Raw genomic sequence first — 21,318 nt, forward strand, 5'->3', positions numbered from 1 at the left:
CGGCGGGGGCCGGGGCGGCAGCGGGCTGCGCGGGCGCGGCGGGCTTGGCGGCCGCGGCGGGCTTGGCCGCGGCGGGGGCACTGTCCGCCGGCTTGTAGTCGGCGAAGAAGTCGTGCCACGCCGGATCGACGCTGGTCGGGTCGGCGAGGTACCGCTGGTACATCTCCTCCACGATCCACTCGTTCGGACCGAAGCTCGCCAGTGGGTTGTCCTGAACTGAGCGTCCAGTCGGGCCGGCGCCCGAGGTGTGCTGGGTCGACACGGGTTCTTTCGCCTCTTCCGCACGTCTTTAACGAGAACTCAGAAAACCGGGTCCCAGGCTACGCGGTGCGATGTGGGGCGGCACTCGCGGCACGGCTCCGTGTCGCATGACACACGCCGTCCTATCCGCGACAGTACGCCGCGGGCGAAACCGCAGCTCGGCAGTGACCCAGGGCACAGGACTCCTACCACCACACGGCCCGGCGGGCTGACCCGCGTGATGGAACCGGCTCAGCCGGCCACGGCGATCCAGGTCGCCTCGGCGCGGGCCAGCAGGGCCCCGTCCAGCGCGTAGAGCGACGAGCGGACCAGCGCCTTGCGGCCCTCCCGGTGCACCGGTTGCCCGACGACCACGCACTCGTCGTCGGGTTCCGGCAGGCCGTCCACCGCCACGGCGTACCGGCCGAGCACGAAGGCCTGGTCCCGGTCGATGACGGCCCAGCCGCCGGGGCAGTCCAGCGCGGCCCACACCACCGTCGGCGACAGGTCGGTCGGCACGACGAAGGTGGCTGCCGTCCGGCCGTCGGGCAGCCGGCCCGGGAAGATGCGCAGCCCGTCGGCGCGCTGCGGGCCGCATACGAAACAGGTGGGGAACGGGTGGTCGGTGTGCCCGGCGTAGCGGCCGGACGCGGCCAGGGCCTCGGTGCGGCTCACGGGTGGCACCGGCGGGATGTCGTCGGCGCGCACGGCCGCGGAGGCGATCAGCGTGCCCTGCGGATCCAGCACCGCCCAGCCGTCGGCGGTAGCGGTGACCGCCAACTCGGCATCCAGCGGCGGCGGCTTGCGCAAGGTGATCTCGACCAGCCCGCCCACCGCGCCGACAGCCCCGGCGACCAGGCCACTCGTCCAGCCGCCGTTGCCGGACCCGGGCGGGCCGCTGTACCGGGCGTCGATCACCAGGGAGGTCATGCCTCCAAGCCTCTCACTCTTCATGTGCCGGTCATCCAGCACGGGCCCAGGTGTCAAGCAGGGCTTCTACACAGGGCACATGACGACGATGTTGCTTACCGCCGCCCCTACGGGCTACTCCGCGCTGATCGCCGGGGACGCGGCCACTGTCGAGGCGGCACAGCGGCTGCGCTACCGCGTTTTCGCTGACGAGATGGGCGCCCGGCTTCCCGACACGGGAGGCCTGGACGTCGACGAGTACGACGCGTACTGCGATCACCTGGTGGTGCGGGAGGACCGCACCGGGGAGATCGTCGGTACGTACCGCCTGCTGCCCCCGCAGCGGGCCATCTGGCTGGGCCGCCGGTACGGCGACAGCGAATTCGACCTGACCGCGCTGACCGTGCTGCGCGACCAGCTGGTCGAGGCGGGACGCAGCTGCGTGCACCCCGACCACCGCACCGGGGCCGTGATCAACCTGATGTGGGCCGGCATCGCCAAGTACCTGGACCGGATGGGGCACCGCTGGCTGAGCGGCTGTGCCTCGGTGCCGCTGGCCGACGGCGGCGTGCAGGCGTCGCAGGTGTGGGACCTGGTGTCCCGCAAGCACCTGTCCCCGCCCCAGCTGCGGGTGCTCCCGCGTACGCCGTGGCAGGCGTCGCCCGTGGACAGGCCCGCGACGATCGCCGCCGCGCCGCCGCTGCTGCGCGGATACCTGCGGCTGGGCGCGTGGGTGGCGGGCGCGCCCGCGCACGACCCGTCCTTCGGGGTGGCCGACTTCTACGTGCTGCTCGGCGTGGACCGGATCGACCCCCGCTACCTCAAGCACTTCCTGGCCGCGTGAGCGGCTCGCGACAGGGGTGAGCACGGTGCGAACGACGAGAACCACGCCGCGGGCGGCGGTCCCGCCAGCGATGCCCGCCGAGGTCCGTTCGGCTCCTGCGCCGCGGATCCCGGCGGAACAGCTCTGGCGTCCGTACGCGGACTGCGGCCGCCAGTGCGGGTGCGACGGGGGCCCGCAGGTCGGCCGGGTACGTCGGACGGCGCGAGCCGTGGCGGGCGGCCTGGTGCTGCTGCTCGGCGTGCTCCTGCCGTGGCGGCCGGACCTGATGGCCCGCGCGCTGCTGCGGGCGCTGGGCATCCGGCTGCGGGTGACCGGGCCGGGTGTCACGCCGGGCGCGCTGCTGGTCGGCAACCACGTCTCCTGGCTGGACATCGTCGTGATGACGGCGCTGAGCCGGCGGGCCGGCAGGCTGCGCATGGTGGCCAAGACCGAGGTCGCCACGTGGCCGGTGATCGGGCGCATCGCCCGGCGGCAGCGGACCATCTTCGTCGACCGGGCCAGGCCCCGCACCCTGCCGGGCACGCTGGCGCAGGTGACGGCGGCGTTGCGGGCGGGGCAGGCGGTGCAGGTGTTCCCCGAGGGGACCACCACCTGCGGGCCGCACCCGGTGCCGTGGCGTGCGGCGTTCCTGCAGGCCGCGCTCGACGCGGACGCGCCCGTGCAGACCTTCACACTGCGCTACGCCCATCCGGCGGCCGGTTTCGTCGGCGAGGACACCCTGGTGGCGTCGCTGCGCCGGGTGCTCGCGGCGCGCGGCATGTCGGCGGCCGTGCTGCTGGGCGCGCCGCGTCCGGCCGACGCGCCGCGGCGGGAGCTGGCCGCCCGGCTCTCCCACGCCGATCTGCCGAGCGCGTCAGGCTGAGCAGCTCGGCACCTCGGGGCGATAGTTCCGGATTCAGCTGATTCGCCGGAATCTGTCGTCGAATTCACAGGAAGCGTTCAGGGTATCCACAGCGCCGGGCGAGTGACCCGGCGCAGGATGGAGCACATGCCTGAGGCGAATCTGCTCGTGGTCGAGGATGACCCGAACATCCTGGAGCTGCTGTCGGCCAGCCTGCGTTTCGCGGGTTTCGAGGTCAAGGCGGTGGGCGACGGCGCGACCGCGCTCGACGCCGCTGCGAAGACGCGGCCCGACCTCGTCGTGCTCGACGTGATGCTGCCGGACCTGGACGGGTTCGAGGTGATCAAACAGCTGCGCCAGGACCGGGGCCGCGTGCCCGTGGTGTTCCTGACCGCGCGCGACGCCACCGACGACAAGATCCGCGGGCTGACGCTGGGCGGCGACGACTACGTCACCAAGCCGTTCAGCCTGGAGGAGCTGACCGCGCGCATCCGCGCGGTGCTGCGGCGCACCAGCGGCGAGACGGGCTCCCCCCGGCTCACCTTCGCCGACCTGGAACTGGACGAGGAGACGCACGAGGTGCGCCGGGCAGGCAACCTGGTGCAGCTGTCGCCGACCGAGTTCAAGCTGCTGCGCTACCTGATGCTCAACCCCAACCGGGTGCTGTCCAAGGCGCAGATCCTCGACCACGTGTGGAACTACGACTTCCGGGGCGACGACAACATCGTCGAGTCCTACATCTCGTACCTGCGCCGCAAGGTCGACAACGTCTCGCCCCGCCTCATCCAGACCCTGCGCGGCGTGGGTTACGTGCTGCGCAAGCCGACGTCGTGAAACTGCCGCGGCCGACCCGGGACCAGCCGCTGCGGGTGAAGCTGGTCGCGTACACCATGCTGCTGCTGGTCCTGGCGATCGTGCTGATCGGCGTGGCCAGCCACATGGCGATGCGGCGCTACCTCACCGACCGCCTCGACGCCGACCTGGACGGCGCCATGGCGGTGTTGAAGAAGGAGCTGTCCGGCGCCTCCTTCCGGCCCGGCACCAGCACTCAGGTCTTCCTGCCGAGCGACTTCATCATCGGCGGGCAGAAGCCCGGCGAGCTGGCGCCGGGCGAAGACCCCTGGGGATTCACGGCCCCGCCCAACGTGACCCCGCAGGACCTTCCGCAACTGCCGCCGCCGAGCGAACTGCACGACAAGGTCGGCAGTTACCTGACGGTCCGGGCGCGCGATGGCGCGCCGCACTGGCGCGTGCTGGTGGGCGAGCTGAAGGTCCCCGGCTACTCCGGGCCGTTCCTGGTCGCGGAGCGCACCACCACCATCGACGCAGCGGTCCAGCGCCTGCTGTGGATCAACATCTACGGTGGGGCCGCGGTACTCATCCTGGCCGCGATGGTCGGCACCGAGCTGGTCCGGCGCAGCCTGCGGCCGCTGGCCGCGATCGAGAAGACGGCGAAGGCCATCGCAGGCGGCGACCTGACTCAGCGGGTGCCCGATCCGGAGGAGGGGTGCACCCCGCCCCGTACCGAGGTCGGTTCGCTGGCCCGCGCGCTCAACGCGATGCTGGCGCAGATCGAGACCGCGTTCAGTGCCCGTGCCGCGTCGGAGACCTCGGCCCGCGCGGCCGAGTCCGCGGCCCGCGACGCTGCCGTGGCGGCGCAGGTCTCCGAGGGAAGGGCCCGGCGCTCGGAGGAGAAGATGCGGCGGTTCGTCGCCGACGCCTCGCACGAGCTGCGTACGCCGCTGACCACCATCCGCGGCTTCGCCGAGCTGTACCGGCAGGGTGCGGCCCGCGCCCCGGAGGAGACCGCGGCACTGGTCAAGCGGATCGAGGACGAGTCCCGCCGGATGGGGCTGCTCGTCGACGACCTGCTGCTGCTGGCCCGGATGGACCAGGAGCGCCAGCTGCGCCCGGCCCCGGTCGAGCTGCGGGTGCTGGCGGTCGAGGCGGTGCAGGCCGCCCGGGTGATGGATCCGACCCGGCAGACCGACCTGGTCGTCGCGCCGAACGCCGGGCACCTGGTGGTGGCCGGCGACGACGCCCGGCTGCGGCAGATCATCGGCAACCTCATGAGCAACGCCCTGGCGCACACACCACCGGGCACCCGTGTCGAGTTGCGGCTGCGCGCCGAGTCGGAGCAGGCTGTGCTGGAGGTGGCCGACGAGGGCCCCGGCCTCGACCAGGCCCAGCGGGAACGGGTGTTCGAGCGGTTCTACCGCGCGGACGCGGCCCGCACCCGCCGAGCCAACGGCCAGGTCAGCACCGGGCTGGGCCTGGCCATCGTGGCGGCGCTGGTGGAGGCGCACCACGGCACCATCGAGGTCGACAGCGAGCCCGGCAAGGGTGCCGTGTTCCGGGTGCGGCTGCCGCTCGTTGAGATCACCGACGATGTCGATGATCACTCCGACAGCCCGTCGCACCAGGTGGACGCCTGATGAACCGCGCCTTCGATCCCGCATTCGACCCGTGACCGAGCACGACTCACAGACATTTTCCAGAACCAACCCAGAACAGACGCAGCGTCGCACGGAAGACTGAGGACATGAGCGAGTACGACAAGCCCCAGAACGCAGCGCAGCCGGCCGAACCGGGCGAGACTGCCGCCGTACCCCCGCGTCCGGAGGCGACGGCCGGCACCGTGCCGGTCACTCCTGCTCACGCGGCACCCGACGACACCGTGGTCAACCAGCCCCAGGCGGCGGCCCCGGCAGCCGGCCTGCCGGTGGCGCCCGCCCCGGCGGCCTGGCCGCAGCCGGTCGAGCAGCCCGCTCCGGCGGCGTGGCCGCAGCCCGTCGAGCAGCCCGCTCCGGCGGCGTGGCAGCCCGCTGCGGCGGCACCGGCCGGTCCGCAGCCCCCGGCCCCCGCCTACCCGGGTGCCGCGGCGGCCCAGCCCGGATACCCGCAGCAGGGATACGCGGCGCAGCACGGCTCGGCGTACCCGGGCACCCCGGCGGGCTACCCGACGTCCGGTTACCCGGCCGCCGGCTACCCGACGGGCTCCTACCCGGCCACCGGCCAGCCCGCGTGGACCCCGCCCGGCACGCCCGGCAAGAGCGTCGGCGGGACCATCGCCAAGTTCGCTCTGGGCTCGGTCGCCGCGGTGGTGCTCGCGCTGGGCTCCGGCGTGGCCGGGGCGGTGATCGCGACCAAGTACGCCGACGACGGCAAGATCACGGTGTCGTCCGGCAGCACCGCCGCCGCGCCCGTGGTGGACCGCTCGTCGCTGTCCGGCGTGGCCGCGGCGATGCAGCCCAGCGTGGTGAACATCAGCACCGGCTCCGGCGAGGGCTCGGGCATCGTGCTCACCGAGGACGGCTACATCCTCACCAACAACCACGTGGTCGCCGGAGCGGAGGGCCAGAACGTCTCGGTCACCCTGTCCAGCGGAAAGAAGGTGCCGGCCAAGGTCGTGGGCACCGACCCGCGTACCGACCTCGGCGTGGTCAAGGCCGACACGAACGGCCTGAAGCTGGCGCCCTTCGGTGACAGCGACAAGGTCGCCGTCGGCGACACCGTGCTGGCCATCGGCAGCCCGCTGGGCCTGCGCGGCTCGGTGACCGCCGGCATCATCAGCGCCCGCGACCGCACCATCTCGGTCGGTGAGGGCCGCTCCACCTCGCTGTCCGGCCTGCTGCAGACCGACGCCCCGATCAACCCGGGCAACTCCGGCGGCGCGCTGGTCAACACCAAGGGCGAGGTGATCGGCATCAACACCGCCATCGCCACCAACGGCAGCAGCGACGGCAACATCGGCGTCGGGTTCGCCATCCCGAGCAACAAGGCCAAGGGCATCGCCGAGCAGATCATGAACGGCAAGCCGGTGAGCCACCCGTACCTGGGTGTCTCGGTGACCGCTTCGGACACCGGCGGCGCCGCGGTCAGCGCGGTGACCGAGAACAGCCCGGCGAACAAGGCGGGGCTGCAGAAGGGCGACATCATCAGCAAGTTCAACGGGAAAATCATCAACGACAGCGATGACCTGGTGTCTGCCGTCCAATCGGGCACCGTCGGGCAGCAGGTGACCGTCGAGTTCACCCGAAACGGCGAGGCCAAGACGGCAACTGTGACGCTCGGCGAAGCGTCCTAATAGCAGCGCACAGGATCTGTGCCTCCTCCCCACCCGGCGGCGGGCGGGGGTGACCATCGGGGTTGGTCACCACCGCCCGCCGCCACCTTTGTGCCCGGACCTCGGCCGGACCTGACACCCGGGCCGCGCCGACCGGAGGTGTCGATCATGCGAGCCGATGGGCCGATCCGTCGCCGCCGTGGATCCCTTACGCTGCGCCAGGCTCTGACCTGGGAGGTACGGCGATGCGGGGACGCTTCACGGCCGGCACGACGCTGGCAGCACTGTTGACGGCACTCACCCTGTCGGGTTGCGCTCCGGCGCTGCCGGCGGAGGTCGACGCGCGACTCGTCGACGACTGGACGCCGCTGGCGGCGGTCGGTGACTGGACCCCCAAGGTCGGCGAATGCCTGGTCGGAGCGTCGGTCGACATCGCGCTGCGTACGGCGCCCGTGGTGGACTGCGCGGAGCCGCACATCGCCGAGGTGGTGTACGTCGGGAAGTTCCCCGGCGACGCCTACCCCGGTCCCCGGCAGAAGGCCGACGCGCTCGCCAAGTGCGACGTCGAGGCGATGCTGTACCTGGACCGGGCCTGGGGGCACGCGTCGAGGCTGGAGCTGCGCCTGGCCACACCCAAGGTGCCCACCTGGGAGAGCGGGGCCCGCTGGTTCCGCTGCGAGATCAGCGAGCAGCAGGACTCCGACGACAGCAACAGCTTCGTCACGCGCAAGGGCAGCCTGAAGGGCGCCATCCCCGCCGCGCTCCTGGTCAACTGCGTCAACGCGAGCTACTCCGGCGACGACATCACGCTGATGACGGACATGGCGTGCAACCGGGCGCACAACGCCGAGTACGTCGGCGTGTTCCGCGACTCCGCGACCGCCGCGTACCCGGTGACGCAGAAGGTGTGGGACCGGCTGCACCGCACCTGCGGCACGCTGGTCACCCAGTACCTGGGCGTCGGGGTCTCGCGGGCGCCGTACTACGGCACCATCGTCTCGCTGCCCAGCCAGGAGCGCTGGGAGGGCGGCGACCACGCGGTGCTGTGCGCGATCTCGTTCGGCAAGAAGACGATGCGCAAGTCGGTCGCGGGCGGCAAGGGCAGGGGCATCCCGTCCTGACGGACCGCTCCGCACGGCTCGTCCGCGCATGAAGAAGGGCACCTGCTCCGCGACGGAGCAGGTGCCCTTCTTGCCGGAAGGCTGCCCGTCCCGGGGAGGCGGCCCCGGGACGGGCAGGGATCGTGGGCTGGCGTCAGCGGACGGCTTCGGCCAGGTCCTCGTCGGTGCGGTCGGTACGCGGCTGCGCGACCGTCGCCTCGGCGTGCTGCCCGTGGTGCGGGGCGACGTGCCTGCCGCCGTTGCGCTTGCGCTTGACCCGGGCCTTGAAGCCCTCCACCAGGGAGTAGAGGACCGGGACCAGGACCAGCGTGAGCAGCGTGGAGCTGACCAGACCGCCGATCACCACGACGGCCAGCGGCTGCGAGATGAAGGCGCTCGACTCGGTCAGGCCCAGCGACATCGGCAGCAGCGCGAAGATGGTCGCCACCGCCGTCATCAGGATCGGTCGCAGGCGGCGGCGGCCGCCCTCGATGATCGCCTCACGCGTGGTGTAGCCGTCGGCCCGGTACTGGTTGATCAGGTCGAGCAGCACGATCGCGTTGGTGACCACGATGCCGACCAGCATCAGCAGACCGATCATCGCGGCGAGGCCGAGCGGCTGCCCGGTGACGGCCAGCAGCCCCAGCGCGCCGGTCGCCGCGAACGGCACCGAGATCAGCAGGATCAGCGGCTGCACCAGCCCGCGGAACGTGGCGATCATGATGATGAACACCAGCGCGATGGCGACCAGCATGGCCAGCCCCAGGTCGCCGAAGGCGTCCTGCTGGGCCTCGGTGACACCGCCGATGGAGTACGACGCGCCGTCGGGCAGGTCGAGGCTCTTCAGCTTCTTGTCCAGCTCGGCGTTGATCGTGCCCAGCGCCTCGGCGCTCGGCGTGCCGGTCACCTTGGCCGTGCGGACCTGGTCCACGCGGTTGATCTGGCTGGGGCCGGCCACCGTGTTGACGTCGGCGACGTCGTCCAGGGTCACCCCGGGACCGATCGGCAGGGCGCGCAGCGCGGCGATGTCGGCCGGGGCCGCTCCGCTGCGCAGCACCACCGGCTGCTCGATACCGTTGATCACGACGCGGGTCAGCGTGGTGCCCCGGAACGCCTGCCCGACCAGCTGGCCCAGCGCGGCGTCGCTCAGCCCGGCCCGCGCCGCGGCGGCCCGGTCCAGGGTGACCTGCACCTGCGGGGTGTTCGCGGCCAGGTCGCTGTCGACCTCGGTGACATTCGGCAGCTCGGCCACTGCGGCGCGGATCTGCTCGGCCGCGGCCCGCAGCGTCGCGTCGTCCGCCGCCTCGACCGCGACCTCCAGGCCGTTGCCGCCGAAGCCGCCCTGCACCGCGCCGACCACGACCTCGCCGACGGCGCTGTCGTCCAGCGCGTCGATCTTCTCGCGCAGTGAATCGGTGAGCGCCTTCTGGTCCGTGCCGGTCTCCGAGGTCACCTGGAAGCGGGCCTGGGTGGTGTTGGCGCCGCCGCCACCGCCGAAGATGCCGCCCCCGCCGCCGACGGTCACCTGGTAAGACTTCACGCCGTCGGTGGAGTCGAGGATCGTCTCGACCCGCTTGGCAGCCTCGTCGGTGCTGGCCAGCGAGGTGCCGATCGGCATGGTCTGCGAGATCGAGAACGAGTTGCCGGAGCTCTCGATGAAGCTGGTCTCGATCCGGGTGGCGAGGAAGCCGGTGCCGGCGATGACCAGGAACGCCATCAGCAGGGTGAGCGCCCGGTGGCCCAGCGACCAGCGCAGGATCGGCACGTACGCGCGCTGCAGCGGGCTGCGCAGCTCCTTGGCCTCGGCCTTGACCCGGATCGCCTCCAGCTCCTCGGCGGTGCCCTGCGGCGACTTGAGGAACCAGTACGCCATGACCGGGACGATGGTCAGCGACACCAGCAGCGAGGCCAGCAGCGCCGCGGTCACGGTCAGGCCGAACGGGCCGAACAGCTGGCCGACCATGCCGCCGACCAGTGCGACGGGCAGGAACACCGCGACCGTGGTCAGCGTCGAGGCGGTCACCGCGCCGGAGACCTCCTTCACCGCGGTGAGGATGGCCTCCTTCTTGGGTTCGCCGTACTCCAGGTGCCGTTTGATGTTCTCCAGGACCACGATCGAGTCGTCGACCACCCGGCCGATCGCGATCGTCAGACCGCCCAGGGTGAGCAGGTTGAGCGAGTAGTCGCCGGCCCACAGCGCGATCAGTGCGATGACCACGCTGACCGGGATCGACACGGCGGTGACCAGGGTCGAGCGGACCGACAGCAGGAAGATCAGGATGACGAGGACGGCGAAGGCCAGGCCCAGCGCGCCCTCGGTGGTCAGGCTGCTGACCGAGCGCTCGACCTCGGGCGCCTGGTCGAAGATGACCTGCAGCGCGCCGCCCGCGCCGAGCTGTTCGGCGAGCTTGGGAAGCTGGTCGTTGACCTGGTGCGAGATCTCGACGGCGTTCGCGCCGGGCAGGGCGGTGACGCCGACGCCGAGGCTCGGCTTGCCGTTGGTACGGGTCAGCGTGGTCGCGTCGGCGGGCGCCGAGGTGACCGTGGCGACGTCCTTGAGCTGGGGAGCTGCCGCGGCGGGCTTGCCGGTGGCCGGACGCTGGCCGGGGGCCGCGCCCAGGTAGAGGTCGCCGATCTGCTCGACGGTGGAGAAGCGGCTGCCGACCGCGACCGAGTAGACCAGGCCGCCGTCGGTGATCACGCCGCCCGGCATGCTGATGCCGTTGGCGGTCAGCGCGCTGGTCACCGACTGCGCGGTGAGGCCCTTGGCGGCCAGCTTGACCGGGTTCAGGTCGATGGTGACCTGCGGGGTGCGATCGCCGGACAGGGTCGTCTCGCGTACACCCTCGATGTTGTTGAGGGCGGGCAGCACGGTGGCCCGCAGGCGGCGGGCCAGCTCCTGGTCGTCGCCACCGGCTCCGCTGGCGGCCAGCTGGATGACCGGGATGTCGTCGGTGGTGCCCGCGAAGACCGCCGGGTCCACGTTCTGCGGCAGGCGGGCGTCGATGCGGGCCAGCGCCTGCTGGATGTCGCCCTCGACCTGGTCGATGTCCGCGCCGAAGTCGAAGGCCACGCTCACGGAGGCGGAGCCGTTGCGCGACGTCGAGGTCACGCTGGTCACCCCGCTGACGCCGGCGACCGCCTGCTCGATCGGGATGGCGACCTGCTGCTCGACGATCTCCGGCGTGGCGCCCGGGTAGGCGGCGACCACGGAGACCATCGGGAACTGCAGGTCGGGGAACATCTGCTGGCGCAGCTGCGGCAGCACGAAAGCACCCGCACCGAGGATCGCCACGCTGATCAGCGCGACTAGTCCGCGGTTGGCGAGGCTCAGCCTGGCCAGGAATGACATTGACGACTCCAGGTGCATCACGGTCGAGCGATATGGGGGATGACGACCGCCGCAGTCAACCAGGTCAACGCGTAGGAACTGTGAACCGAACCTGAAAGCCAGCCGAAAGCCGCTTCGAGTTCGTCACAGTGGTTCTTCGGGAGTTGCCGGGTGAGACAGGGGGAACGGATCCCCAAGGTACAAGCCGCGGAGCGGCCAATCATCCGAAATCGGGCGTGAGCTCGCCGACTTTCAGCATTTATTCGGGTTCCGTGCAGGGGCCATGCGGGCAGGCTCGGGCACACTTGCCACGCCCGATGAAGCGCGCACCCCTGGGAGTCGACCATGAAACCGGAGAAGGGCGAGCAGCGCCGCCTGCTCGTGGTGGACGACGAGCCCACGATCGTGTCCCTGCTTTCGGCCAGCCTGCGGTTCGTCGGGTTCGAGGTGCGCACCGCCGCCACCGGCGCGGAGGCCCTGGCCGTCGCCGCCGAGTTCAAGCCCGAGCTGCTGGTGCTCGACGTGATGCTGCCCGACTGCGACGGCTTCGAGGTGGTCCGCAGGCTGCGGGCCGGCGGCGCGCACGTGCCCGTGCTGTTCCTGACCGCCCGCGACGGCGTACAAGACAAGATCACCGGGTTGACCGTGGGCGGCGACGACTACGTCACCAAGCCGTTCAGCCTGGAGGAGGTCGTCGCCCGGATCCGGGCCGTGCTGCGCCGCACCTACACCGGCGCGGCCGTGCCGACCGACGACACCACGCTGCGCTTCGCCGACCTCGAACTCGACGAGGAGACCCACGACGTACGCCGCGCCGGCAAGCTGGTTCGGCTCAGCCCGACCGAGTTCAAGCTGCTGCACTACCTGCTGGTCAACTCCGACCGGGTGGTCAGCAAGGCGCAGATCCTCGACCACGTCTGGCGGTACGACTTCGGCGGCGACGCCCGGATCGTCGAGTCCTACATCTCGCTGCTGCGCCGCAAGGTCGACACGGTCGAACCGCCGCTGATCCACACGCTGCGCGGGTTCGGCTACTCCCTGCGGCTGCCGAGATCGTGAGGCGGCTGATGCGCGGGCCGAAACGCTGGTCGCTGCGAGCCCGGCTGCTGGCCGGCGTGCTCGCGCTGGTCTGCGCCGGGTTCGTCGTCGCCGACATGGCCAGCGTGGCCCTGCTGCGCATGTACATGATCGAGCAGATCGACGAGCAGCTCGCCGTCGCCATGCACGACCTGACCAAACGTGATCCGGCCAAGTTCACGCAGGCCGAGGTCGATCAGTTCGCCAAGGAGCAGACCGAGGGCAAGACCTTCTTCGACGCGTACATCCTGGAGTTCCGCAACGTCGACGGCGGCGTCCAGGCGCAGTACGGCCGGGACGAGCGCGGCGCGCCGGCCCTGCCGCCCCTGGACCTCGCCTCGGCACGCAAGCTGGCCGACAAGCCGTTCTTCGTCCCCAACGAGGTGTCCTACCACCGGCACCCCGGCTACCAGGTGCTGGTCGGGGAGCGGGTCGACGGCCAGGGCAGCGTAGTCATCGCGTACGACCTCACCGGCGTGGCCAAGACGATGGCCCGGCTCGGCGCGATCGAGATCGCGGTGACGCTGGCCGTGCTCGGACTGGCCACCGCACTCGGCGTCTGGGTGATCCGGATGGGGCTGCGCCCGCTGACCGAGGTCGAGCAGACCGCCGAAGAGATCATCGCCGGCGGCGACCTGTCCCGCCGGGTGCCCGCACAGGTCGGCCCGCGCACCGAGATGGGGCGGCTGTCGCGCACCCTCAACACGATGCTCGCCCAGATCGAGGGTTCGTTCGCCGAGCGCACCGAATCCGAGGCGCGGCTGCGCCGCTTCGTCGCCGACGCCTCGCACGAACTGCGTACCCCTCTCGCCGGCATCCGCGGCCTGGCCGAACTGCACCGCCAGGGCGTGGTCACCGACCCGGCCGAGGTCTCCGCCCTGCTGGCCCGCATCGAGACCGAGGCGACCCGGATGGGCCTGCTCGTCGAGGACCTGCTGATGCTGGCCCGCCTCGACGAGCAGCGGCCGCTGCGCAGCGAGCCCGTCGACCTGGTGCCCATCGCCGCCGACGCGATCGAGTCCGCGCAGCTGCGCGAGCTCGACCGGCCCCTGCGGCTGGAACTGCTCGACGGTGAGCCGCCCGTGGTCCTGGGCGACGAGGACCGGCTCCGCCAGGTCGTCACCAACCTGCTCGGCAACGCCCTCACCCACACTCCCGCGGGCACGCCGGTGACGGTACGGGTCGGCGTTGCGGACTCCCGCGCCCTGCTGGAGGTCGTCGACCGCGGCCCCGGCCTGTCGCCCGCGCACGCCGAACGGGTCTTCGAACGCTTCTACCGCGCCGACCCCGCCCGCGCCCGCGACCACGAGCGCTCGCCCGCGGCCGGGTCCGGCCTGGGTCTGTCCATCGTGGCCGCGCTGATCGCCGCGCACGGCGGCGAGGTGTGCCACCGCCCCACCCCCGGCGGCGGCGCCACCTTCCGGATCACCCTGCCGCTCTGCCCAGGCTGACCCATCCAGTCCAGCGCCCTGCCCGGGCTGACCCATCCAGTCCAGCGCCCTGCCGCACCGCGCCCAGCGCCGCCCCACCGCACCGCACCGCACCGCACCCAGCGCCGCACCGCGCCGCGCCGCGGGCGAAGGAAGGGCACCTTCTTAACGCCGTGCGTAGAGGAAAGTGCTCCCGTTGCCGGTCCACCGTGGACGGCACTGGCGATGATCGCTGTTTCGTGTCAGAAGCTGAGGTCGGACCACACTTTCTGACACGAAACAGCGATCATGCCCGGTCGCGGTCGCGGTCGCGGTCGCGGTCACGGTCACGGTCACGGTCACGGGCCGAACGGCACCGGCCGGCGGCAACCTTAAGCCGGGGTTAAAGATCGGCAGTCACCTCTTGTGTGGTCGGGGTCACGGGATTAACTTTTAGCAAACTTAACTAACGGTTTCCCTGATAGCTGCTTTCGCCCCCAGGAGGGTGATCATGCAACGCAAACCGCTCCTCAACCTGTTCGTCGCCGCGGCGACGGCGCTGGTCGGGACCGCCGTGGCCGTCGCGGCCGCGGGCACCGCCAACAGCGCCGCCGTAGACCACAACGCCTGTCGCCCGGACGGTCTGTATCAGACCCCCGGCGTGGCCGTCCCCTACTGCGACGTCTACGACACCAACGGCCGTGAGTCGATGGGGGCGGGCCACCCGCGCCGGATCATCGGCTACTTCACCAACTGGCGCACCGGCAAGAACGGCGCTCCGGCCTATCTGGCCAACCAGATCCCGTGGCAGAAGATCACCCACATCAACTACGCGTTCGCGCACGTGGACGGTGCCAACAAGATCTCGATCGGCAACCCGGCCGCGGCTGACAACGCCTCCACGAACATGACCTGGCCCGGCGTGGCCGGCGCGGAGATGGACCCGGCGTTCCCGTACACCGGGCACTTCAACCTGCTCAACAAGTTCAAGAAGCAGTACCCGGACGTCAAGACGCTGGTCAGCGTCGGCGGCTGGGCCGAGACCGGCGCGTACTTCGACGGCAGCGGCGCGCGGATCGACTCCGGCGGCTTCTACCGGATGACCACCAACGCCGACGGCTCGGTCAACACCGGCGGCATCAACGCCTTCGCCGACTCCGTGGTGACGTTCCTGCGCACGTACGGCTTCGACGGCGTGGACATCGACTACGAGTACCCGACGTCCAACAAGGACGCCGGCCACCCGCTCGACTTCGCGCAGTCCAACGCGCGCCGGGCCGGCCTGAACGCGTCGTACCAGGTGCTGATGAAGGCACTGCGGGAGAAGCTGGACACGGCTGCCGCCAGTGACGGCAAGTACTACATGGTGACCGTGGCGGCCCCGGCCTCCGGCTGGCTGCTGCGCGGCATGGAGTCGTTCCAGGCCACGCAGTACCTCGACTACATCAACATCATGTCGTACGACCTGCACGGCGCCTGGAACCAGTACGTCGGCCCGAACGCGGCCCTGTACGACGACGGCCAGGACAACGAGCTGATCGCGGGCGGGGTCTACAACGCCTACGCGGGCATCGGCTCGCTGAACACCGACTGGGCCTACCACTACTTCCGCGGGGCGGTGCAGAGCGGGCGCATCAACATCGGCGTGCCGTACTACACCCGCGGCCACCAGAACGTCACCGGCGGCACCAACGGCCTGTGGGGCACCGCGGCCAAGACCGCCAACTGCCCGATCGGCACGCAGAGCCCCTGCGGCAACGGCGCGATCGGCATCGACAACCTGTGGCACGACCTGGACACCGCGGGCAACGAGGAGCCGGCCGGCTCCAATCCGATGTGGCACGCCAAGAACCTGGAGAACGGCATCGCCGGCTCGTACCGGGCGGCGTACGGTCTCACCCCGGCCACCGACCCGGCCGACACGCTGACCGGCACCTACGTGCGCAACTACTCCTCGACGCTGGTCGCGCCGTGGCTGTGGAACGCGCAGAAGAAGGTCTTCATCTCCACCGAGGACGAGCAGTCCATCGGGGTCAAGGCCGACTACGTGGTGAACAAGGGCATCGGCGGCATCATGATCTGGGAGCTGGCCGGCGACTACGCGTACGACTCGGCGGCCGGTGAGTACCGGATGGGCAACACGCTCACCAACACCATCGCCGCGAAGTTCGCCACCGCGCCGGCGTACGGCGCGAGCCGGTCGAACACGGCGCTGCCCACCCAGACCATCAACGTGGACGTGCAGCTCGGCGGGTTCGCCCTCGGCGACTCGAACTACCCGATCAACCCGAAGCTGAAGCTGGTCAACAACACGACCACCACCATCCCCGGCGGGGCGGTGCTGGACTTCGACTACGGCACCTCGGCGCCGGGCAACATGAGCCAGCAGTCCGGCTGGACGATGGCGGTCACCCCCGGCCACACCGGCAACAACGTCGGCGGCCTCAAGGGCGACTTCCACCACGTGAAGCTGACCCTGCCGAGCTGGCAGACGGTGGCCCCAGGCGCGTCGATCGAGCTGACGCTCAACTACGTGCTGCCGATCGCCTCGCCGTCGAACTACACGCTCACCTTCGGCGGGCAGACCTACAACCTGGCCGTCAACCGCAGCCGGGGCGGGGTGGCCCCGACGGCCTCGCCGAGCACCCCGGTGTCGCCGAGCGCGTCGGCGTCCGCGTCGCCGAGCACCCCGCCCGGCACCTGCACCGACCCGGTGTGGAGCCCGACGCAGATCTACACCGGCGGCAACCGGGTGTCGTACAACGGCCGCGCCTACCGCGCCCAGTGGTGGACGCAGAACGAGACCCCGGGCACCGCGTCGGTGTGGGTCGACCTCGGCCCGTGCACTGGCGGCAGCGCCTCGCCGTCGGCTCCGCCCTCGCCGAGCGTGTCGCCGTCGTCGTCCCCGCGGCCCTCGCCGAGCGTGTCGCCGAGCACGTCGCCCAGCGCCTCGCCGTCGGCCAGCCCGTCCACCTCGCCCGGGGCCTACCCGGCGTGGGCGCCGAACACCGCGTACGCGACCGGCGCCCGGGTCACCTACGGCGGCCGGTCCTACCAGTGCCGCCAGGCGCACACCTCCATCACCGGCTGGGAGCCGCCGAACGTCGGCGCGCTCTGGCTGGCCCTGTAACCGGTCCGGCCCGGCGCGCCGCCCCTTCCAACCGGGGCGCCGGGCCGGCCCCCATGCCGTGAAATGTGATGCCGGTCATCGTCTGAGCAGGTCTGACAGCTCAGACGGGGCCGGCATCCGGCATGATGGCGGCGTGGGGACTACGGCGTTCGTGCTCGGCGGCGGTGGCGTGCTCGGCGCCGTCGAGGTCGGCATGCTGCGCGCGCTGTTCCGCGCGGGCATCCGGCCCGACCTGGTGGTCGGCCTGTCCATCGGCGCGATCAATGCAGCCCTGGTCGCCGCGGACCCCGAACCCGAGGTCACCGACAAGCTGGTCCGGCTGTGGGCCACCCCCGAGATCAGCGAGGTGTACGGCGACTCGGTGCCGCGCCAGCTGCGCCGCCTGGCCACCCGTACCCACCTGCACTCGCCCGCCCCGCTGCAGCGGGTGCTGGAGCGCTCGATGCGGGCCGAGATCACCTTCGCCGACATGCGCGTGCCGCTGCACGTGTGCGCGGCGAACATCGAACGCGCCGAGGCGCACTGGTTCAGCAGCGGCCGGGTCGTGGACGCGGTGCTGGCCGCGGCCGCCCTGCCCGGGGTGCTGCCCCCGGTGGAGATCGGCGGCGAGCACTACCTCGACGGCAACCTGGTGGCGTACCCGATCAACCACGCCGTCGAGATGGGCGCGGACGAGGTCTTCATGCTCCAGGTCGGCCGGCTGGAACGGCCGTTGCAGCCGCCGCAGCGGCCGTGGGAGGCGACCAACGTCGCCATGGAGATCGCCCGCCGGGTCCGCTTCACCCGTGAGCTGGCCGCCATCCCCGACGGCGTACGCGTGCACGTGCTCCCCGGCGGCGCCGGCGCCGATGAGAGCCCCTGGGCGTACCGCGACGCCGCCGCCGTCGGCCGCCGCGTCTCCGCCGCCTACGCCGCCTCCCGCGACTACCTCTCCGCCGTCGGCCACTGACCCACCCACGCACACCCCCGAAACGCCTGCCGCACCCCTGGCCCCTTGCCGCAACTCTTAAAGAGTCGCGGCCTCAGACCTGCCCCAAGGCCGCGACTCTTTAAGAGTTGCGGCAGGTGGCGAGGCCGGGTGGCGAGGCCGGGTGGCGAGGCCGGGTGGCGAGGCCGGGTGGCGAGGCCGGGTGGCGAGGCCGGGTGGCGAGGCCGGGTGGCGAGGCCGGGTGGCGGGGCCGGGTGGCGGGGGGCGGTGGTCAGGCGACGCCGGGGACGGAGCCGGAGCCGGAGCCGGAGGCGGTGCGTTTGGCGGCGCGGCCTGAGGTGAAGCCGAGGACGAGCTGGATGATGCCGAGGGCGATGAGCCAGAAGCCGGTGATCCAGACCAGCACGGTGAGCGTGATGCCCGGCCAGAAGAACAGGACCAGGCCGGCCGCGATGCTGAGCAGCCCCATCAGCACGGTGCCGATCTTCGGCCAGGTGCCGTGCACGCGGGCGAAGCCGGTGACCACCTCGGCGACCCCGCCGACGATCCAGACCAGGCCCAGCACCACGGCCAGCACCTTGATCGAGTCGACCAGGTGCCGCAGGCAGATGATGCCCACGACGACGTAGAGCAGGCCCATCACGGCGATCAGGGCGCGGTGGCCGCCGCTGACCCCCTTGGCGGTCAGGCCCTCCACGATCCGGAAGATCCCGACGATGACGAGCCAGACGCCGATCAGCGCCGCGATCAGCACGAGCGTCTTCTCGGGCCAGAAGGTGAGCGCGAGACCCGCGGCGATGGAGATCAGCCCGCCGATGATCGACATGCGTTTGAACGAACGCAATGCGCTGGCTTCGAGTGCCGCGTCTCCATACGGATCAATCATGGTGCGAAGATAACTCGCAATATCTGTGATTTCTCCCTTTTCGGATGAGTAGCCTCAACATGAGATGAAGGGGGCAGCGATGAAGAGAGGTCCGCTCGAGTTCGTGGTCGTCGAGTTCGCCGGCCGCATTCCCGGGCGTCGCCTCGGGCCCGAGCTGCATCGCCTGGTGGACCAGGAGATCGTCCGCATCATCGACATGGTGGTGGTCGACAAGGCCGCCGACGGCGCCGTCACCTCCCACGAGCTGGGGGAGTATCAGGGCGATGAGGACTTCGAGGCGATCGACCCGGCGATCCAGGCGCTCGACGGGCTCATCTCCGAACAGGACGTGCAGGACCTCGCCGAGGCGATCACGCCCGGTGCGCAGGCCCTCGTGCTGCTCTTCGAGCACCTGTGGCTGGCCAGCGTCAGCGCGGTCGTCGCGGAGGCCGGCGGTGAGATCGTCCTCGCCGAACGCATCCCGGTCCCGGTGGTGGACGCGGTCGAGGCGGCGGTGCACGCGGCACCGGTGGGAGGCTGACATGCTGCGGAGACGTCCGATGACAGCGCGGCGCGGGCCGGGACTGCTCGGCACTGTCGCACGCACCGCGGTCGTGGCCGGCACGGCGACCGCCACGGCGGGCACCGTGCACCGGTGGTCCGACCGCAGGCAGGCGGAGGCGGTCCAGGAGCAGGCCGTCCAGCAGGCCGTGCACGACCAGCAACAGCAGCTCGCGCAGTCGCAGGCGCAGCTCGACGCACAGGCACAGCAGCCTGCCGGGGTGCCCCCGCCCGCGCCCGCCGCAGCGCCCGCCGCCGCCGCGTCCGCGACCGCTGCCGGCATGCCGGGCGTGGACCTGATGTCGCAGCTCAAGCAATTGGCCGACCTCAAGGCCGCGGGCACGCTGACGGACGCGGAGTTCACCGCGGCCAAGACGAAGCTGCTGGGCACCTGATGACGGAGCCCGAGGACCCGTCACCGTCCGCGTGGGAGCGGCGGCTCGCCGGTGCGACGCACGACGTGCCCGAGCCCGTTCAGCCCACGGTCCGGCGGCCCGGCGGCACGGTGCGCACGCTGCGCTGGGCGGGCGCGTTCGTGCTGGCGCTGCTCTCGGCGGTGCTGGTGCTGGCGTCGGTGACGGCGCGCTACGCCCGTGCCGAGCTGCTCGACACCGACCGCTACGTGGAGACCGTCGCCCCGCTCGCCACCGACCCGCAGGTGCAGGCGGCGGTCACCGACCGCGTCACCGACGAGATCATGGCGCGGCTGCCACTGGAGAAACTGGCCGGCGACCTGGCCGCGGCGGTGAACCTGCCGCGCGTGGAAGCGGTGATCACGCTGGTGCTGCCCGCGGTCACCGACTGGCTGCAGGGCCAGATCCACAAGGTGGTGGGCGACCTGGTCACCTCACCCCGCTTCCCCGCGGTGTGGAACCAGGTCAACCGCACCGCCCACCAGAACATCGAAGGTCTGCTCACCGGCCAGGGCACGCCGATGCTGCACAGCTCGGGCACCGACGTCGTGGTGGATCTCGGCCCGGTGCTGGCCGCCGCGCGGCAGGAACTGGTCGACCGCGGCTTCGGGCTCGCGGCCCGGATCCCGGACATGTCCATCCCGTACACCGTCGCGCAGGTGGACCAGCTTCCGGAGATCCAGCGTTACGTGCGGCTGCTCGACGTCAGCGCGACCTGGCTGCCGCTGCTGGCGCTGCTGCTGCTCGGACTCGCCGTGTGGACCGCCCCGAACCGGCGGCGCGGGCTGGTCCTCGGCCTGACTCTCAGCGCGCTGATGCTGGTCGTGGGGCTGATCGCCAACCAGATGGTCCGGGACAGAGCAGCGCAGCGGGCCACCGAGCGCGGCCTGAACCAGGCGGTGACGCTGGACGTCTACGACACGGTGCTCCGGTTCCTGGTCACCGCCCTGGTCTCCGTCCTGGTGGTGGCGCTGCTCGGGGTGCTGTGGGCACTGCTGGCGGGCCCGTCGCGACCGGCGGTGGCGGTGCGCAGCGGCGTGAACGCCCTGATCGACCGGGCTGCGCGCCCGCTGGCGCGGGAGCCGTGGGCGGTGCGGACCGGCGCGTTCGTACGCCGTTACTTCCGCTGGTTCGCGATCGTGCTCGGGGTGCTGGTGGGGTGGTGGCTGCTGGCCCGGCCCTCGGTGGCGACGGCGGTGTGGGCGTTCGTCTGCGCGGCGCTCGTCACACTGGTGCTGACGCTGGGCCGCCGGATGCCCGCCGCGGTCCTGGAACCGCTGCCCGCGGGCCCGCCGATCGGAGTGGACCCCGCGACCACGCGGGCTGCCACCGCGCCTGCGGCCACGGCTGTCCCGAAGGCCGCCGAGGAGGACCTCACCGACGAGTCGACCCCGTGGGAGCTGTCGGAGCCGTCGCAGGCAACGGAGGCCGCCCGGGCGGAGGAGCCCGGCCAGGCGGAGACGGACGAGCCGGAATCCACCGCGGACAAGCCGACCGAGCCGGGCAGACGTGGCCCGGCCGCACGGCCGTCGCCTTCGGACGGGCCGCCGATCGACCCCACCGACCGAGCGGTCGATCCGTAACTGGCGCGGTTGCGGCATGCT

Annotated in this window: 17 protein-coding genes; 13 read left to right on the forward strand and 4 right to left on the reverse strand. The window is 71.6% G+C overall.

All coding sequences use genetic code 11. From position 1 onward, the window contains the following. Both F6W97_RS19255 and F6W97_RS19260 read right to left on the reverse strand, forming a co-directional pair. On the reverse strand, positions 1-262 hold a 262-nt coding region (locus tag F6W97_RS19255), incomplete at its 3' end, for a 2-oxoglutarate dehydrogenase E1 subunit family protein (RefSeq protein ID WP_155371784.1). A 230-nt stretch (positions 263-492) separates the two neighbouring features. Beyond that, on the reverse strand, positions 493-1,170 hold the full coding sequence (locus tag F6W97_RS19260) for a hotdog family protein (protein WP_230686815.1): 678 nt from the start codon (positions 1,168-1,170) through the stop codon (positions 493-495). A gap of 79 nt (positions 1,171-1,249) precedes the next feature. On the opposite strand from F6W97_RS19260, the gene F6W97_RS19265 reads away from it, so the two are divergent. The 6 genes from F6W97_RS19265 (at position 1,250) to F6W97_RS19290 (ending at position 8,021) form a co-directional block, all read left to right on the forward strand. Next, the gene (locus tag F6W97_RS19265; RefSeq protein WP_155371786.1) at positions 1,250-1,993 is read left to right on the forward strand and encodes a GNAT family N-acetyltransferase; all 744 of its coding nucleotides are present in this window, start codon (positions 1,250-1,252) and stop codon (positions 1,991-1,993) included. Between the two features lie 208 nt (positions 1,994-2,201). Next, positions 2,202-2,855: a lysophospholipid acyltransferase family protein gene (locus F6W97_RS19270; RefSeq protein WP_196279234.1), complete on the forward strand. Its 654-nt coding sequence runs from the start codon at positions 2,202-2,204 to the stop codon at positions 2,853-2,855. Between the two features lie 126 nt (positions 2,856-2,981). Further along, positions 2,982-3,668 carry a response regulator transcription factor gene (locus F6W97_RS19275; RefSeq protein ID WP_407924589.1) on the forward strand — a complete coding sequence of 229 codons (687 nt, stop codon included), beginning with the start codon at positions 2,982-2,984 and terminating at the stop codon, positions 3,666-3,668. 56 nt (positions 3,669-3,724) lie between these two features. Further along, entirely contained in the window at positions 3,725-5,269 is a 1,545-nt protein-coding gene (locus F6W97_RS19280; protein WP_155372973.1) for a sensor histidine kinase, read from the forward strand. 107 nt (positions 5,270-5,376) lie between these two features. Then, positions 5,377-6,921, forward strand: a complete 1,545-nt coding sequence (locus F6W97_RS19285) for a S1C family serine protease (RefSeq protein ID WP_230686816.1) — start codon at positions 5,377-5,379, stop codon at positions 6,919-6,921. A gap of 224 nt (positions 6,922-7,145) precedes the next feature. Continuing rightward, positions 7,146-8,021, forward strand: coding sequence for a septum formation family protein (locus tag F6W97_RS19290; RefSeq protein WP_155371792.1), 876 nt, complete (start codon positions 7,146-7,148; stop codon positions 8,019-8,021). A gap of 133 nt (positions 8,022-8,154) precedes the next feature. Here the strand turns inward: F6W97_RS19290 and F6W97_RS19295 are convergent, their stop codons facing one another. Continuing rightward, on the reverse strand, positions 8,155-11,352 hold the full coding sequence (locus F6W97_RS19295; protein ID WP_155371793.1) for an efflux RND transporter permease subunit: 3,198 nt from the start codon (positions 11,350-11,352) through the stop codon (positions 8,155-8,157). Between the two features lie 324 nt (positions 11,353-11,676). Here F6W97_RS19295 and F6W97_RS19300 point away from each other — a divergent pair, with 324 nt between their 5' ends. The 4 genes from F6W97_RS19300 (at position 11,677) to F6W97_RS19315 (ending at position 17,896) form a co-directional block, all read left to right on the forward strand. Beyond that, entirely contained in the window at positions 11,677-12,390 is a 714-nt protein-coding gene (locus F6W97_RS19300) for a response regulator transcription factor (protein ID WP_155371795.1), read from the forward strand. An 8-nt stretch (positions 12,391-12,398) separates the two neighbouring features. Then, entirely contained in the window at positions 12,399-13,859 is a 1,461-nt protein-coding gene (locus F6W97_RS41410) for a sensor histidine kinase (protein WP_155371797.1), read from the forward strand. Between the two features lie 469 nt (positions 13,860-14,328). After that, positions 14,329-16,947 carry a chitinase C-terminal domain-containing protein gene (locus F6W97_RS19310; protein WP_155371799.1) on the forward strand — a complete coding sequence of 873 codons (2,619 nt, stop codon included), beginning with the start codon at positions 14,329-14,331 and terminating at the stop codon, positions 16,945-16,947. 133 nt (positions 16,948-17,080) lie between these two features. After that, positions 17,081-17,896: a patatin-like phospholipase family protein gene (locus F6W97_RS19315; protein WP_269059701.1), complete on the forward strand. Its 816-nt coding sequence runs from the start codon at positions 17,081-17,083 to the stop codon at positions 17,894-17,896. A 250-nt stretch (positions 17,897-18,146) separates the two neighbouring features. Here the strand turns inward: F6W97_RS19315 and F6W97_RS19320 are convergent, their stop codons facing one another. Continuing rightward, complete coding sequence (locus F6W97_RS19320; protein ID WP_155371801.1) at positions 18,147-18,761, reverse strand: HdeD family acid-resistance protein; 615 nt, start codon at positions 18,759-18,761, stop codon at positions 18,147-18,149. 79 nt (positions 18,762-18,840) lie between these two features. On the opposite strand from F6W97_RS19320, the gene F6W97_RS19325 reads away from it, so the two are divergent. From F6W97_RS19325 to F6W97_RS19335, 3 genes are read left to right on the forward strand one after another with little or no spacing between them, the layout of a single operon-like run. Then, positions 18,841-19,281 carry a DUF6325 family protein gene (locus F6W97_RS19325; protein WP_155371802.1) on the forward strand — a complete coding sequence of 147 codons (441 nt, stop codon included), beginning with the start codon at positions 18,841-18,843 and terminating at the stop codon, positions 19,279-19,281. 19 nt (positions 19,282-19,300) lie between these two features. Next, positions 19,301-19,696, forward strand: a complete 396-nt coding sequence (locus F6W97_RS19330; protein WP_230686817.1) for an SHOCT domain-containing protein — start codon at positions 19,301-19,303, stop codon at positions 19,694-19,696. Then, positions 19,696-21,297 (forward strand): hypothetical protein, encoded by a 1,602-nt coding sequence (locus tag F6W97_RS19335; protein WP_155371805.1) that lies wholly within the window; start codon positions 19,696-19,698, stop codon positions 21,295-21,297. The genes F6W97_RS19330 and F6W97_RS19335 overlap by 1 nt, the downstream gene beginning before the upstream one ends. The last annotated feature ends 21 nt before the right edge of the window (positions 21,298-21,318 follow it).

It is taken from the genome of Catellatospora vulcania (genome assembly GCF_009720385.1).
Lineage (GTDB): Bacteria > Actinomycetota > Actinomycetes > Mycobacteriales > Micromonosporaceae > Catellatospora > Catellatospora vulcania.